The 15,975-nt window shown below is 70.7% G+C and carries 13 protein-coding genes; 9 read left to right on the top strand and 4 right to left on the bottom strand.

The features are described from left to right. Positions 1-9: 9 nt before the first annotated feature. Positions 10-1,290 carry a hypothetical protein gene (locus tag ABZ893_RS26610; protein WP_361408066.1) on the bottom strand — a complete coding sequence of 427 codons (1,281 nt, stop codon included), beginning with the start codon at positions 1,288-1,290 and terminating at the stop codon, positions 10-12. Between the two features lie 349 nt (positions 1,291-1,639). Here ABZ893_RS26610 and ABZ893_RS26605 point away from each other — a divergent pair, with 349 nt between their 5' ends. The 6 genes from ABZ893_RS26605 to ABZ893_RS26580 all read left to right on the top strand — a co-directional run bounded on the left by ABZ893_RS26605 (position 1,640) and on the right by ABZ893_RS26580 (position 9,850). Next, positions 1,640-3,997, top strand: coding sequence for a bifunctional SulP family inorganic anion transporter/carbonic anhydrase (locus ABZ893_RS26605; RefSeq protein ID WP_361408064.1), 2,358 nt, complete (start codon positions 1,640-1,642; stop codon positions 3,995-3,997). Between the two features lie 173 nt (positions 3,998-4,170). Further along, positions 4,171-6,129, top strand: a complete 1,959-nt coding sequence (gene acs, locus ABZ893_RS26600; protein ID WP_361408062.1) for an acetate--CoA ligase — start codon at positions 4,171-4,173, stop codon at positions 6,127-6,129. A 309-nt stretch (positions 6,130-6,438) separates the two neighbouring features. Beyond that, entirely contained in the window at positions 6,439-7,854 is a 1,416-nt protein-coding gene (gene nhaA, locus ABZ893_RS26595; protein WP_361408061.1) for a Na+/H+ antiporter NhaA, read from the top strand. 103 nt (positions 7,855-7,957) lie between these two features. Beyond that, a complete protein-coding gene (locus ABZ893_RS26590; RefSeq protein ID WP_361408059.1) occupies positions 7,958-8,467 on the top strand; it encodes a phage holin family protein in 510 nt (169 codons plus the stop codon). Continuing rightward, a complete protein-coding gene (locus ABZ893_RS26585) occupies positions 8,464-9,414 on the top strand; it encodes an alpha/beta hydrolase (protein ID WP_361408057.1) in 951 nt (316 codons plus the stop codon). Before ABZ893_RS26590 ends, ABZ893_RS26585 begins: the two co-directional genes overlap by 4 nt. Positions 9,415-9,661: 247 nt before the next feature. Beyond that, positions 9,662-9,850, top strand: coding sequence for a hypothetical protein (locus ABZ893_RS26580; RefSeq protein WP_361408055.1), 189 nt, complete (start codon positions 9,662-9,664; stop codon positions 9,848-9,850). Between the two features lie 96 nt (positions 9,851-9,946). Here ABZ893_RS26580 and ABZ893_RS26575 read toward each other — a convergent pair whose 3' ends face one another. The 3 genes from ABZ893_RS26575 to nth are packed head-to-tail and all read right to left on the bottom strand — an operon-like array spanning position 9,947 to position 13,003. Continuing rightward, positions 9,947-11,146, bottom strand: coding sequence for a MarP family serine protease (locus tag ABZ893_RS26575; RefSeq protein WP_361408053.1), 1,200 nt, complete (start codon positions 11,144-11,146; stop codon positions 9,947-9,949). A gap of 13 nt (positions 11,147-11,159) precedes the next feature. Next, on the bottom strand, positions 11,160-11,876 hold the full coding sequence (locus tag ABZ893_RS26570) for a CoA pyrophosphatase (protein ID WP_361408051.1): 717 nt from the start codon (positions 11,874-11,876) through the stop codon (positions 11,160-11,162). 59 nt (positions 11,877-11,935) lie between these two features. Then, positions 11,936-13,003 (bottom strand): endonuclease III, encoded by a 1,068-nt coding sequence (gene nth / locus ABZ893_RS26565; protein WP_361408049.1) that lies wholly within the window; start codon positions 13,001-13,003, stop codon positions 11,936-11,938. Positions 13,004-13,247: 244 nt separating this feature from the next. Between nth and ABZ893_RS26560 the strand changes: the two genes are divergently transcribed. The 3 genes from ABZ893_RS26560 (at position 13,248) to ABZ893_RS26550 (ending at position 15,973) form a co-directional block, all read left to right on the top strand. Then, the gene (locus ABZ893_RS26560) at positions 13,248-13,922 is read left to right on the top strand and encodes a Crp/Fnr family transcriptional regulator (protein ID WP_100596519.1); all 675 of its coding nucleotides are present in this window, start codon (positions 13,248-13,250) and stop codon (positions 13,920-13,922) included. A 360-nt stretch (positions 13,923-14,282) separates the two neighbouring features. Beyond that, on the top strand, positions 14,283-15,086 hold the full coding sequence (locus ABZ893_RS26555) for a nucleotidyltransferase domain-containing protein (RefSeq protein ID WP_361408047.1): 804 nt from the start codon (positions 14,283-14,285) through the stop codon (positions 15,084-15,086). 17 nt (positions 15,087-15,103) lie between these two features. Then, the gene (locus ABZ893_RS26550) at positions 15,104-15,973 is read left to right on the top strand and encodes a sigma-70 family RNA polymerase sigma factor (RefSeq protein WP_361408045.1); all 870 of its coding nucleotides are present in this window, start codon (positions 15,104-15,106) and stop codon (positions 15,971-15,973) included. Positions 15,974-15,975 lie beyond the last annotated feature (2 nt).

The raw sequence follows: 15,975 nt of genomic DNA, 5'->3' as shown, positions 1-15,975 counted from the left end.
AGGCCTCGCCTACTGCCTGACCGCCGGCGCTCCCGGTACCCCCTTGGGTGCCGGGGCCGGGCTGGTCGCCAGGAAGGACGCCCAGCCCTGCTTCGGGGCCTCGCCGACGTCCAGCGTGGTGAGCCGGTCCAGGGCCTTCGGGTCCTGTGCGTCCAGCCAGTCGGCGAGCTGCCGGAAGGACACGCAGCGGACCTCGGGCTTGTTGCACACGGTGTCCACGGTCTCCTCGACGGCGCGCATGTAGTTGCCGCCGTTCCAGGACTCGAAGTGGTTGCCGATGATCAACGGCGCGCGGTTGCCGTTGTAGGCGCGGTCGAAGCCCCGGAGCAGGCTGTCGCGCATCTCGTCACCCCAGAACCCCTGCTTGTCGGGGTCGCCCTGGGTCGCGGTGCCCGACTGGTTGACCATGAAGTTGTAGTCCATCGTGAGCTGCTCGTACGAGTGCCCGGGGAACGGGACGAGCTGCATCGACAGGTCCCACAGGCCGTCCTTCTTCTTGGGCCAGACCTGGTCGTTGACGCCGCTCGTGTCGTAGCGGAAGCCGAGTTGGTCGGCCGCGCGCCGGAAGTTCTTCTGGCCTTCCAGGCAAGGGGTGCGCGCCCCGATGAGTTCCTTGTCGTAGTCGAAGGGGAGCGGGGCCGCGTTCTTCATGCCCGCGTTCGTCTTCCAGGACTTCACGAAGGACTTGGCCTGGCCGATCTCGCTCTTCCAGTCGGCGACCGACCATTCGCCGACGCCGCCGCCCTTGCCGCAGAAGTGGCCGTTGAAGTGCGTGCCGATCTCGTTGCCCTCGAGCCAGGCGCCGCGGAGCTGGTCCACGGTGTTCTTGATTCCCTCGGCGTCGTTGAAGCCGATGTCCGAGCTGCCGGCGGAGTGCTGCGGCGGGCGGTAGAGGGACCGCTTCTCCTCGGGGAGCATGTACACGCCGCTGAGGAAGTACGTCATCGTCGCGTTGTTCCGCTTGGCGACCTTGCGGAAGTGCGAGAACAGCTTCTGACTGTCCTCCCCCGCCCCGTCCCACGAGAACACGACGAACTGCGGCGGCTTCTGACCGGCCTTCAGCCGCTGAGCCCTGTGCAGGTGCGGCTGGCCGCCGGTGTACGCGGTGGAGCCGTCCCCGATCAGCCGCATCGCGTTTCCCGGCGCGGGAGCGGGGGCCGCCTTCTTCGGGCCCGGAACGCCGTTCACATGTTTACTCGCGCCTTGGTCGCCGGTCGCACAACCGGACAGGACCGCGGCACAGGCCGCGACAGCGGTGAAGCCCGCGGCAAGCCTCTTGGTGGCGGCCAAGTTCCGCCCACCTTCTTCCTTGGGTCTCGGATCAGGTCAGGGGTAATGCGGTGAAATGCCGCATTTACTGATGGCGCCGCCCAACGTCGCACGAGACGCGAAGAAGAATTAATAAGACAAGCCGAAGAAAAGGCCCATTCACTCACCAGGGTGAATGACTGCCCCATTTGCCCTGATAATCCGCCCGCATTCTTTACTCTGCATTACGATCCATTTACCGAGCGTTCCCATCTGTCGAGCGTTGATCATCCCGCCGCTGCACGCCGTGATCCACGGCCGCGCCCCCCTGCCCCGCCACAGCCGGGGCCCCTCGTTCCGCGACCGCGCTGCCCCTGAGGAGACGGGAAACATGTCAGCCTGCGTCCCCACTCGCCCCGCCGATCCGACCCGGACCGACGAATCCAGCCGTACGCATCCACCCCACAGCCCGCCACCGGGGCCGCGCCGCCGGTTCCGCGTCACGGGCGCCGACTTCTCCGCGTCCGCCGCGGTCTTCCTGATCGCCCTGCCCCTGTCCCTCGGCATCGCCCTCGCCACCGGGGCCCCGCTCCAGGCGGGACTCGTCGCCGCCGCCGTCGGCGGACTCGTGGCCGGCTGCCTCGGCGGCTCTCCGCTCCAGGTCAGCGGCCCCGCCGCCGGCCTCACCGTGGTCACCGCCGACCTCATCCACCGCTACGGCTGGCGGACGACCTGCGCGATCACCGTCATCGCCGGAATCGCCCAACTCGGCCTCGGCTGCCTGAGAGTGGCCCGCACCGCGCTCGCCGTCTCCCCCGCCGTCGTCCACGGAATGCTCGCCGGCATCGGCGTCACCATCGCGGTCGCCCAGCTGCACATCGTGCTCGGCGGCACCCCCCAGAGCTCCGTCCTCGACAACCTCCGTGCCCTGCCCGCCCAGTTGGCGCGCATCGACACCGCTGCGCTGTTCCTGAGCCTGCTGACGCTCGCCGTCCTCTTCGCCTGGCCCCGGATCCCCGGCCGGGCCGGGCGCGCCCTGCGCCGGGTGCCCGCCGCGCTCGTCGCCGTCGCCTGCGCCACCACGACCGCCGCGGCCGCCGGCATCGCCGTGACCCGGGTCGACCTGCCGTCCTGGAGCAGCCACGCCCTGGCCGGCCTGCCCGAAGGCCCCGTCCTCGGCATCGCGGCGGCCGTTCTGACCGTGACGCTCGTGTGCAGCGTGCAGTCGCTGCTCGGCGCCGTCGCCGTGGACAAGCTCGCGGCCGCCAAGCCCGCGCTCCGGCCGGAGGTACGCCGCTCCGACCTCGACCGGGAGCTGCTCGGGCAGGGCGCGGCCAACATCGTCTCCGGCGCGCTCGGCGGGCTGCCCGTGGCAGGCGTCGCGGTCCGCAGCGCGGCGAATGTGAACGCGGGCGGTGAATCCAGGAACTCCACGATGCTGCACGGCGTTTGGGTAGTAGTGGCCGCGCTCCTCCTGGTCCCCGTCCTGGATCTGATCCCCCTCGCCTCCCTCGCCGCCCTGGTGATGGCGGTCGGCATCCAGATGGTGTCCCTGCACCACATCCGCACGGTCACCCGCCACCGTGAGGTTCTCGTCTACGCGGTGACGACGCTCGGCGTCATCGTCCTCGGCGTGCTGGAGGGCGTCGGGCTCGGCATCGCGGTCGCCGTCGCGGTCGCCCTGCACCGGCTCACCCGTACCCGGATCACCCACACCGTGGACGGCGCGGACGAGGCAGGGAATGGGGGCAGACACCATGTGCGAGTACGTGGGCAGTTGACGTTCCTCGCCGTGCCCCGGCTCAGCCGCGTACTGCATCAGATGCCGCACGGGGCCGACTGTGTGGTGGAGCTGGACGGGTCGTTCATGGACCATGCCGCGTTCGAGTCGCTGCAGGACTGGCAGAAGACGCATGTCGCGCAGGGCGGCTCGGTCGAGGTGACCGGGCGGGCCGGGGCGCGTATCACCGAGCCCGCGGCGGCCTCGCACGCGTGCTGCCGGCCCTGGACGCCCTGGCGCAACCACCACTGCGACCGCCCGCAGCCGGAGGCCGACGCCCCGACGGAGCGCGGTGGCGGGTACCAACTGGCAAGCGGCATCAGCGCGTTCCAGCGGAACACGGCGCCGCATGTGCGGGACGAGCTGGCCCGGCTCGCCCGTGAGGGGCAGCGGCCCACGCAGCTGTTCCTGACCTGCGCCGACTCGCGGGTCGTGACGTCGATGATCACCTCCAGCGGCCCCGGCGACCTCTTCGTCGTCAGGAACGTGGGGAATCTGGTGCCGCTGCCGGGCGCCGAGAGCGGGGACGACTCGGTGGCCGCCGCCATCGAGTACGCGGTCGACGTACTGAAGGTGCAGTCCATCACCGTGTGCGGACACTCGGGCTGCGGGGCGATGCAGGCCCTGTTGAACAGCCCGCCCGACGAGGGCGCGCAGACGCCACTGAAGCGGTGGCTGCGGCACGGGCTGCCGAGCCTCGCGCGCGTGAGTTCGGAGGAGCAGCCGTGGGCGCGGCTCGCCGGGCGTGCCCCCGCCGACGCGGTCGAGCAGCTCTGCCTGACCAACGTCGTCCAGCAGCTGGCGCATCTGCGGGCTCACGAGTCGGTGGCCCGCAGGCTCCAGGAGGGCTCGCTCGAGCTGCACGGGATGTACTTCCACGTGGGCGAGGCGCAGGCGTATCTGCTCACGGAGCAGCCCGACGAGGTGTTCGACCAGGTGGCGCCGGAGGGTGAACTGCGGCCGGCCTGAACCCGGCCGGGGCGGCGTACGTGCCGGTGAGTGACGCCATCGGCACGTACGCAAAGAGTTCGACAGGTCTAAACCAATTTTTCGGACGCCTCTTGTCACCGAGGGGCCGCTTCTGATGAGCTGTGGCCTGGGACACAACGGTCGCCCCGGCAAAGCACCGTAAGGGAGATGTCGTGAGCAACGAAAGCCTGGCCAACCTTCTCAAGGAAGAGCGAAGGTTCGCGCCGCCGGCCGACCTGGCGGCCGCCGCCAACGTCACGGCGGAGGCGTACGAGCAGGCCAAGGCTGACAGGCTCGGCTTCTGGGCCGAGCAGGCCCGTCGGCTGACCTGGGCCACCGAACCGACCGAGACGCTGGACTGGTCGAACCCGCCGTTCGCGAAGTGGTTCGCCGACGGCAAGCTGAACGTCGCGTACAACTGCGTCGACCGTCACGTCGAGGCCGGGAACGGCGACCGGGTCGCCATCCACTTCGAGGGTGAGCCGGGCGACAGCCGCGCCATCACCTACGCGGAGCTCAAGGACGAGGTCAGCCGGGCCGCGAACGCGCTGACCGAGCTGGGCGTGCGGACCGGCGACCGGGTCGCCGTCTACCTGCCGATGATCCCCGAGGCCGTCGTCGCGATGCTGGCCTGCGCCCGTATCGGCGCCGCGCACTCGGTCGTCTTCGGCGGCTTCTCGGCCGACGCGATCGCCGCGCGTATCCAGGACGCGGACGCCAAGGTCGTCATCACCGCCGACGGCGGCTACCGGCGCGGCAAGCCCTCCGCCCTCAAGCCCGCCGTCGACGAGGCCGTCGGCCGGGTCGACGGCGTCGACAAGGTCCTCGTCGTCCGGCGCACCGGTCAGGACGTCGCCTGGACCGAGGGCCGCGACGTGTGGTGGCACGAGATCACCGGGCGGCAGTCGCCGGAGCACACGCCCGAGGCGTTCGAGGCCGAGCAGCCGCTGTTCATCCTCTACACGTCCGGCACGACGGGTAAGCCCAAGGGCATCCTGCACACCTCCGGCGGGTACCTGACGCAGGCGTCGTACACCCACCACGCGGTGTTCGACCTCAAGCCGGAGACCGACGTCTACTGGTGCACCGCCGACATCGGCTGGGTCACCGGGCACTCGTACATCACCTACGGCCCGCTCTCGAACGGCGCGACGCAGGTCATCTACGAGGGCACCCCGGACACCCCGCACCAGGGCCGCTTCTGGGAGATCGTGCAGAAGTACGGGGTGACGATCCTGTACACGGCGCCGACGGCGATCCGCACGTTCATGAAGTGGGGCGACGACATCCCCGCCAAGTTCGACCTGAGCAGTCTGCGGATCCTCGGATCGGTCGGTGAGCCGATCAACCCCGAGGCCTGGATGTGGTACCGGAAGAACATCGGCGCCGACAAGTGCCCCATCGTGGACACCTGGTGGCAGACCGAGACCGGCGCGATGATGATCTCGCCGCTCCCCGGCGTCACCGAGACCAAGCCGGGTTCCGCCCAGCGCGCCCTGCCCGGAATCTCCGCCACCGTCGTCGACGACGAGGCGCGCGAGGTCCCGGACGGCGGCGGTGGCTACCTGGTCCTGACCGAGCCGTGGCCGTCGATGCTGCGCACCGTCTGGGGCGACGACCAGCGGTTCATCGACACGTACTGGTCCCGCTTCGAAGGCAAGTACTTCGCCGGTGACGGCGCCAAGAAGGACGAGGACGGCGACATCTGGCTCCTCGGCCGCGTGGACGACGTGATGCTCGTGTCCGGGCACAACATCTCGACCACCGAGGTCGAGTCGGCGCTCGTCTCGCACCCGGCGGTCGCCGAGGCGGCGGTCGTGGGCGCGGCGGACGAGACGACCGGCCAGGCCATCGTCGCGTTCGTCATCCTGCGCGGCACCGCGGACGCGGAGGACGAGGCGCTCGTCGCCGACCTGCGCAACCACGTGGGCACGACCCTCGGCCCGATCGCCAAGCCGAAGCGGGTCCTGCCCGTCGCCGAGCTGCCCAAGACGCGCTCCGGCAAGATCATGCGCCGCCTGCTGCGCGACGTCGCGGAGAACCGGGCGGTGGGTGACGTCACGACGCTCGCCGACTCGTCCGTGATGGACCTGATCCAGACCAAGCTGCCGGCCGCGCCCAGCGAGGACTGACAGCACAAGCACCAGCACTAGCCACAAGCACCAGCACCGGCACGAGCCACCAGCCACAAGCGCCGGCTCGGGTCACCCCGGGACAGCACGAGCCACCCCGGACAACACGAGTCACCCAGGAACGGGCACCCCGCGCAGAACGCGCCGGGTGCCCGTTTCCTGCGTAAAGTGAAGATCACCAGGTACGCCCCGCGCACACCCGGTAGGGTGAATCCCTCAAAGGGTGTGCCGGGAAGTCTGGTCGGCAACGCCGTCGGCGACCCCTCGCCGGCGCGTTCGTTTCGTCGAACCGACCGGAGGTCGTCCCCCGTGGCCGCGCCCAGCAAGACGCCCGCCCCTGGCAAGAGCGGCCCCAAGGCCCTCGGCAGGCTCTCCCTCCCCGAGCGCACGTTCGTCGCGGACGCCCTGCGGACCGAGACCGTCGGCGGCGTCCTGCTCCTCGCCGCCGCGATCGCCGCCCTGATCTGGGCGAACACCCCGCTCAGCCACAGCTACGAGGCCGTGAGCCACTTCCACTTCGGCCCCTCCGCGCTCGGCCTGCACCTGTCCGTCGAGCACTGGGCCGCCGACGGACTGCTCGCGGTGTTCTTCTTCGTCGCGGGGATCGAGCTCAAGCGGGAACTCGTCGCGGGCGACCTGCGCGACCCCAAAGCGGCGATGCTGCCGGTCGCCGCCGCGCTGTGCGGCATGGCGGTCCCCGCACTCGTCTACTTCCTCGTCAACGTCACGGGCGGCGGCTCGCTCGACGGCTGGGCCGTGCCGACCGCCACCGACATCGCCTTCGCGCTCGCCGTCCTCGCGGTCATCGGCACCTCTCTGCCGTCCTCGCTGCGCGCGTTCCTGCTCACCCTCGCCGTCGTCGACGACCTCTTCGCGATCCTGATCATCGCGATCTTCTTCACCAGCGACCTGAACTTCGCGGCCCTCGGCGGCGCCGTCGTCGGCCTCGCAGTCTTCTGGCTGCTCCTCAGAAAGGGCGTACGCGGCTGGTACATCTACGTACCGCTCGCGCTCGTGATCTGGGGCCTGATGTACAACAGCGGCATCCACGCCACGATCGCCGGTGTCGCCATGGGGCTCATGCTGCGGTGCACCCGGCGGGACGGCGAGGAGCAGTCGCCCGGCGAGCACATCGAGCACCTGGTGCGCCCGTTCTCGGCAGGGCTCGCGGTGCCGTTGTTCGCCCTGTTCAGCGCGGGTGTCGTGGTGTCGGGCGGGGCGCTGGGCGACGTATTCACCCGGCCCGAGACGCTCGGTGTGGTGTTCGGGCTCGTCGTCGGCAAGGCCGTCGGCATCTTCGGCGGCACCTGGCTGACGGCCCGCTTCACGCGCGCGTCGCTCTCCGAGGAACTGGCCTGGCCCGACGTGTTCGCCGTCGCGTCCCTCGCCGGCATCGGCTTCACGGTCTCGCTCCTCATCGGCGAACTCGCCTTCACCGGGGACCCGGTACTGACCGACGAGATCAAGGCCGCCGTCCTGACGGGCTCCGTCATCGCGGCCGTCCTGTCCTCCGTCCTGCTCAAGATCCGCAACGCCAAGTACCGCGCCATGTGCGCCGACGAGGAACGCGACGAGGACCTCGACGGCATCCCGGACATCTACGAGCAGGACAACCCGGAGTACCACTTGCGGATGGCCGAGATCTACGAGAAGAAGGCCGCCGAACACCGCAGGCTTGCCGAAGTGACGGGCGGGGCAAGCGACGAGAGCGGTCGTCCGGCATGATCTGACACCAGGAACGCCAAGACGGAGCACCGCAAGCTTCTGCACCGCAAGCCTCTATCGAGCTTCTACAAATGAACCGCTACAGAAGGACAGGGAGTACGCGATGAGCGCACCCGACGGCAGCCCGGTCGGCGCCGAACGCAGCATCGGCCAGCTGTTCGCCTCGGCGACGACCGAGATGTCCGCACTGGTGCACGACGAGATCGCGCTCGCGAAGCTGCAGCTGAAGCAGGACGTGAAGCGGGGGGCAACCGGCAGCGCCGCGTTCATCGTCGCCATCACCATGTTGCTCTTCTCCCTGCCCATGCTGAGTTTCGCCCTCGCCTACGGCATCAACGCCTGGACGGGCGGGCACAACGGCAACGGCGGCTGGAACCTCGCCTGGTGCTTCCTGCTGTCGTTCACCGCGAGCGTCCTCCTGGCCCTCCTGCTCTTCCTGATCGGCCTCGCCATGTTCAAGAAGGCCAAGAAGGGCAAGGCCCCGCAGAAGGTCGCCGCCTCGTTCAAGGAGACGGCCGGCGTACTGGAGAACGCCAAACCGCACCCCCGTGAGGTGACCCCGGCGAACCGTGGCGGTGAAGGCGTCGAGGCTGTGGCACGCTCGACCTCATGACGGACCCCGCCACCCCTTCGGCTCAACCTGCCTCGGTCGTACGCATCGGCATCCCGGGCGGGGGCGAGCTGACCCACCGGGACGTCGCGGCCAACGGCGCGCGCTTCCACATCGCCGAGATGGGCGACGGGCCGCTGGTCCTGCTCCTGCACGGCTTCCCCCAGTTCTGGTGGACGTGGCGGCACCAGATGGTGGCGCTCGCCGACGCCGGGTTCCGGGCCGTGGCCATGGACCTGCGCGGCGTCGGCGGCAGCGACCGCACCCCGCGCGGTTACGACCCGGCGAACCTCGCCCTCGACATCACGGGCGTCGTACGGTCCCTCGGCGAGCCCGACGCGGCGCTCGTCGGGCACGACCTCGGCGGCTATCTCGCGTGGACGGCGGCCGTGATGCGGCCCAAGCTGGTGCGCCGGCTCGTGGTCTCGTCGATGCCCCACCCCCGGCGCTGGCGCTCGGCCATGCTGTCCGACCTCAAGCAGACGGCGGCCGGTTCGTACGTCTGGGGCTTCCAGCGGCCGTGGATCCCGGAGCGTCAGCTCGTCGCGGACGACGGCGCGTTGGTCGGACGGCTGATCCGGGACTGGTCGGGCCCGCGGCTTCCCGACGACGAGGCTGTGGACGTGTACCGGCGCGCGATGTGCATCCCGTCCACGGCGCACTGCTCGGTCGAGCCGTACCGGTGGATGGTGCGCTCGCTGGCCCGGCCCGACGGCATCCAGTTCAACCGGCGCATGAAGCGTCCGGTGCGGGTGCCGACGCTGCATCTGCACGGCTCGCTCGACCCCGTGATGCGTACGCGCAGCGCGGCGGGCTCCGGGGAGTACGTGGAGGCGCCGTACCGCTGGCGGCTCTTCGACGGGCTCGGGCACTTCCCGCACGAGGAGGACCCGGTCGCGTTCTCCAACGAGCTGGTGAACTGGCTGAAGGATCCGGAGCCGGACCGCTAGGCGCATCCGCGCGCCCCGGCTCACACGCTCCCCGCCGCCACCCCGCGCAGACGCCCCGCTGCCACCCCGGCCACACCCAGGTACCGCCCCCGGTTGCGTACCGTCGCCATCCGTCGCACGATCGAGTGACGTGTTTGAGTCACGTCTGGGAACACCTGTCCCTCGAACTGCCAATTGCCTGGCGCATAGGCCAATTGGGGGGCTCCTGCGCGATTACCGACCTTGGGCCACGGGCAAACGTCGGGGTATGGGCTGGACGCACGACTACAGTGACGCCGCACGAAACCGCCGCTCAGCCGCAGTGCTGAGCAGTCACCCAGGGGGTGGCCCGCAGAGTCCGGGCCAGGACCGGACCCCCGGGGGCATCAACATTCCCCGCATCCTTCGGCGCCGGGCCCGCTGGGTCTCGGCCCGGCTGCGGCATACGCGCGACTGAAACGTCACGGGCCGGTGACGCGACTGACGCGTCACCGGCCCGGCCCGCGCCGCCCCCAGCAGCTCAGAGACAGCGCAGAGGCAGCTCAGCGGCAGCTCAGAGCGCGCACTTGTCGGTGCTCACCTGCTGGTTCGCGGCGCGGCCGCGGTCGATGTCCTTGCTGATCTCGTCACGGGTGAGCGCGTACCCGGTCTCCGCGCTGTCGAGGGACTTCGCGAAGACGACGCCGTACACCCTGCCGTCGGGCGTGAGCAGCGGGCCGCCGGAGTTGCCCTGGCGGACCATCGCGTACAGCGAGTACACGTCGCGTCGCACGGTGCCCCGGTGGTAGATGTCCGGGCCGTTGGCCGTGATGCGGCCGCGCAGGCGCGCGGGGCGGACGTCGTACGCGCCGTTCTCCGGGAAGCCGGCGACGATCGCGCTCTCGCCGCGCGCGGGGTCCTTGGACGCGAACTGGAGCGGGGGCGCCTTCAGGGCCGGTACGTCGAGCACGGCGATGTCGCGCTTCCAGTCGTAGAGGACGACCTTCGCCGCGTACATCCGGCCCTCGCCGCCGACCTGCACGGTCGGCTCGTCGACGCCGCCGACCACGTGCGCGTTCGTCATGACGCGGCGGTCGGCGAAGACGAACCCGCTGCCTTCGAGGACCTTGCCGCAGCTGGGCGCCTGGCCGGTGACCTTGACGATGGAGTGCTTGGCGGTCGTCACGACCGGGCTGTTCGCGAGCCTCGGGTCGGGGGGCTGGACCTCCGTGATCGGCTCGTTCGAGAACGGGCTGAAGACCTGCGGGAAGCCGTTCTGCGCGAGCACGGAGGAGAAGTCGGCGAACCAGGTGTTGGCCTGCGCGGGCAGGGCCCGGGACACGCCGAGGAGCACCTTGGAGTTACGTACTTCCTTGCCGAGCGTGGGCAGCGTCGTGCCGGCCAGGGCGGAGCCGATGAGCCAGGCGACCAGGAGCATCGCCACGACGTTGACCACGGCGCCGCCGGTGGCGTCGAGGGCGCGGGCCGGGGACCAGGTGATGTGCCGCCGCAGCTTGTTGCCCAGGTGGGTGGTGAACGCCTGGCCCACGGAGGCGCAGACGATGACCACGATGACGGCGACCACGGCTGCGGTCGTGCTCACCTTCGCCCCGTCCGCGATCGCGCTCCAGAGGACCGGCAGGACGTAGACCGCGACGAGACCGCCGCCGAGGAAGCCGATCACCGACAGGATGCCTACGACAAAACCCTGGCGGTAACCCACGATCGCGAACCACACGGCGGCGACGAGCAACAAGATGTCCAGCACATTCACGTGGGCCACCCTGTCATGCGCGCCAGTCGAGTGGGACCTGCTTTGCGCGGTCCCAGGGGCGCTCCCAACCCGCGTAATGCAGGATGCGGTCGATCACGCCGGCCGTAAAGCCCCAGACCAGGGCCGATTCGACGAGGAAGGCCGGGCCCGTGTGGCCGGCCGGGTGGACCGTCGTCGCGCGGTGCGCGGGGTCCGTGAGATCCGCCACGGGGACCGTGAAGACGCGGGCCGTCTCCGCCGGGTCGACCGCCTCGACCGGCGACGGCGTGCGCCACCAGCCGAGCACCGGCGTCACCACGAAGCGGCTGACCGGGATGTACAGCTTCGGCAGCACGCCGAAGAGCTGGACGCCACGCGGGTCGAGCCCGGTCTCCTCCTCCGCCTCGCGCAGGGCGGCGCGCAGCGGACCGTCGGCCCGCGGATCGCCGTCCTCCGGGTCGAGGGCGCCGCCCGGGAACGACGGCTGCCCCGCGTGCGAGCGCAGTGACGTGGCCCGCTCCATGAGCAGCAGCTCGGGGCCGCGCTCGCCCTCGCCGAAGAGGATCAGGACGGCGGACTGCCGCCCCGCGCCGTCCTCGGGCGGCAGGAAGCGGCTGAGCTGGAGCGGCTGCACCGTGTCGGCGGCCCGCACCACCGGGTCCAGCCATCCGGGCAGCCCCTCGCGGCTGAGCCGCACAGGCTCGTCCTTCGCGAGGCTCGTCTTGTGCGCCTCGCTGTGTGCACGTGTCATGGGCACCCCCGTCCAACTGAACACAACGTCCGTGGCCCCGCCGTTCGTTCCGCGATGTGTCACTCGCCCGTGACCGGCGGGGGCGCGGAGGCGCCGAGCGGGGGCGCCGGGATGCCGCCGGCGTCCAGGTAGGACTGCGGGGGTTTCAGGCGCTGGCCGGGGAAGCCGCCCTTCTCGTACTTCAGGAGCTTCTGCGCCTTCTCCGGGTCGGTCTCGCCCTCGCCGTACGCCGGGCAGAGCGGGGCGATGGGGCAGGCGCCGCAGGCCGGCTTGCGGGCGTGGCAGATCCGGCGGCCGTGGAAGATCACGTGGTGCGAGAGCATCGTCCAGTCGCTCTTCGGGAAGAGCTCGCCGACGATCCTCTCGACCTTGTCGGGGTCGGTCTCGTCCGTCCACTTCCAGCGGCGTACGAGGCGTCCGAAGTGCGTGTCAACGGTGATTCCAGGCCGTCCGAACGCGTTCCCCATCACGACGAAGGCGGTCTTGCGGCCTACACCGGGCAGTTTGACCAGGTCTTCGAGGCGGCCCGGGACCTCGCCGCCGTGCTCATCCCTCAGGGCCACCGCCAGCCCTATGATCGACTTCGTTTTGGCGCGGAAGAAGCCGGTGGGCCGGATCAGCTCCTCGACGTCCTCGGGGTTCGCCGCGGCGAGGTCCTCCGGGGTCGGATACCGGTCGAAGAGCGCCGGTGTCGTCTGATTGACCCGCAGGTCGGTCGTCTGGGCGGAGAGCACCGTGGCGACGAGCAGCTGGAACGGATTCTCGAAGTCCAGCTCGGGGTGGGCGTACGGGTACACCTCGGCGAGCTCACGATTGATGCGCCGGGCGCGCCGGACGAGAGCGGTACGGGACTCGGGCTTGGCGGCGGCTTTCGCGGCGGCCTTTTTGGCGGCGGCCTTCTTCGGGGGCTTGGCGGCGGCGACTCTCTCCGCCTGCTCGACGGCGCCGGCCTTGGTCGCCGACTTCGCGACATGCGGCGTGGTGGTCCCGGAGGCCTCACCAGCTCCGGAAGCCTGACGGGCCCCTGCGGACCCGCCGTCACTCACCACCCGTTTCGCCCGTTTTGCCGCTTTTTTGGGCGCAGTCGAGGACTGTTCGCCCACAGCGGAATCGCGGCTTGCCGTCACCGTCCCAGCCCCCTTGGCCTGTGCTCTCACCGGCGTTTTGGACACTCGGCCAGCCTAAAGGCACCCGCTGACATCCGTCCTCGCCCCCATGGATCCGTCCCCGATTGGCCCCCTTCCCCACAGCTTGTGGCGCCGGTGCGGCAAACTTGTGCCTGAGTGACTGATCACACTGTTTGGACCGTCCGGCAAAATGGGGAGCGGCAACCCGATCCCCCGGTTGCAGGTCGACATAGGAGAGAAACTCGTGGACGACGTTCTGCGGCGCGCCCCGCTCTTCGCGGCGCTCGATGACGAGCAGGCCGCGGAGCTCCGCGCCTCCATGAGTGAGGTGACGCTCGCGCGCGGCGACGCCCTCTTCCACGAGGGCGACCCCGGTGACCGCCTCTACGTGGTGACCGAGGGCAAGGTGAAGCTCCACCGCACCTCGCCCGACGGCCGCGAGAACATGCTCGCGGTGCTCGGCCCCGGCGAGCTGATCGGCGAGCTCTCGCTCTTCGACCCGGGCCCGCGCACGGCGACCGCCTCCGCGCTCACCGAGGTCAAGCTCCTCGGCCTCGGCCACGGCGACCTGCTGCCCTGGCTGAACGCCCGCCCGGAGGTCGCCTCCGCCCTGCTGCGCGCCGTCGCCCGGCGCCTGCGCAAGACGAACGACCAGATGTCCGACCTGGTCTTCTCGGACGTCCCGGGCCGTGTGGCCCGCGCGCTCCTGGACCTCTCGCGCCGCTTCGGCGTGCAGTCGGAGGAGGGCATCCACGTCGTGCACGACCTGACGCAGGAGGAGCTGGCCCAGCTGGTCGGCGCCTCCCGCGAGACGGTGAACAAGGCGCTCGCGGACTTCGCGGGCCGCGGCTGGCTCCGCCTGGAGGCCCGCGCCGTGATCCTCCTCGACGTGGAGCGCCTCGCGAAGCGCTCGCGCTGACGCGTAGGCACGTACTGCGAACCGGTCCCGTCTCCCTCCAGGGAGGCGGGATCGTGCGTTCACGGACTCACCCGGTCACGGACGCGCCCGTTCAACGGCACTCCGCTCCCCGGCGCCCCGGCACCCCGGCACCCCGGCACCCCGGCACCCCGGCACCCCGGCACAAGCCTCGCGCAGGCATCCACCGGCACCCCCGACGCCGGCCGCGCACCGGCATTCGCCGGGCCCCCAGCACAAGCCGCACGCGCCCATTCACCGGCACGCCCATTCACCGGCACACCCGCTCACCCGCACCCCCGCCACAAGCCGCACGCGAAAAATACCGCGCCCCACTCCGCCCCCACCCGGCAAAGTGGCCCCATGACAGCCACCACCACGCGCGGACTCGACAGCCACGGCTACATCGCCCGAGAAGGCTCCCTGGAGCTGATCCAGCGGGAGTTCGCGCCCGTGGTGGCAGCGGCACAGGACAGACTGCCCACCGCGTTCGGGCCGCGCCTGTCGAGCGCGTACCTCTACGGCTCCGTACCCCGCGGCACGGCCCGCCCCGGCCGCAGCGACCTCGACCTGCTCATCGCCCTGACCGAGGAACCGACGGACGACGACAGAGCGACCACCGACGCCCTCTCTGCCACGCTCAACAGGGAATTCGCGCAGATCGACGGTGTGGGCGTCATCCTCCTGAGCCGGGCCCGCGTGCTCAGCGACCTGGAGCGGCACGACCTCGGCTGGTTCGTGGCCTGCCTGTGCACCCCGCTCCTGGGCGAGGACCTGGCCGAGCACCTGCCGCGCTACCGCCCCGACCCGCTCCTGGCCCGCGAGACCAACGGCGACCTGGCCCTGATCCTGCCCCGCTGGCGCGAGCGCGTGACGAGGGGCGACGACCCGCGCGTCCTGGACCGCATGATGTCCCGTCACCTGGTGCGTACGGGCTTCACGCTGGTCATGCCGCGCTGGCAGGGCTGGACGAGCGATCTGACGCTGATGGCCGAGGTGTTCGGCACGTACTACCCCGAGCGGGCGGACGCGATGCGTGAGGCGGCGCGGGCCGCGTACGAGCCGGTCGGTGCGCCGCACACCCTTCGTACGTACACCGAGGACCTGGGCCCGTGGCTGGCGGCAGAATACGAAGCCGTACACGGCGTGAAGGCGCCCCGCCCCTGACCCGGGAAGCAGGACACATGAGTTCAGCGTCGACAGACGCCCTGGCCGAGCGGTTCGAGGAGTCACGGACGCATCTGCGTGCCGTGGCCTACCGGATGCTCGGCTCGATCGGCGAGGCGGAGGACGCCGTTCAGGAGACCTGGCTGAAGCTCCAGCGCGCGGACATATCGGCGGTGGAGAACCTGGGCGGCTGGCTCACCACGGTCACCGGACGGATCTGCCTCGACCTGCTGCGCTCGCGCAAGGCGCGGGGCGAGGAGCCACTGGACACGCACGTGCCCGACCCCTTGATCACCTCGCTCGACACCCCGGACCCCGAACAGCAGGCGCTGCGGGCCGACTCCGTGGGCCTGGCGCTCATGATCGTCCTGGACTCGCTGGCGCCGGCGGAGCGGCTGGCGTTCGTGCTGCACGACATGTTCGCGGTGCCGTTCGACGACATCGCCCCGATCGTGGAGCGCACCCCGGCGGCGACCCGTCAGCTGGCGAGCCGGGCGCGGCGCCGCGTCCAGGAGGCCCCGGCGCCGGAGACGGACATCGCCCGGCAGCGCGTGGTCGTGGAAGCGTTTCTCTCGGCGGCGCGCGAGGGCGACTTCGAACGCCTGGTCGCGGTCCTGGACCCGGACATCCTGCTGCGCTCGGACGGCGGCGCAACGGGCCTCTCGCGCCTGCTCCAGGGCGCGCACGCGGTGGCGTCCGGCGCGATCATGTTCCAGCGCATGGCACCGCCGAACGTCCGCTTCGTGGCGGTCAACGGCACGGTCGCGCTGCTCGCACAGCCGGACGGCCACCCGTCCTCGCTCATGGCGTTCACGATCACGAACGACAAGGTCACCGAACTGAACGTAGTGGCGGACGAGGCCCGCCTGAAGGCGCTGGGCTTCTAAAA

The sequence above is a fragment of the Streptomyces sp. NPDC046821 genome (assembly GCF_040645335.1).
Lineage (GTDB): Bacteria > Actinomycetota > Actinomycetes > Streptomycetales > Streptomycetaceae > Streptomyces.
The sequence above is the reverse complement of the archived record's forward strand: the minus strand, read 5'-3'. Positions and strand labels throughout refer to the sequence as shown.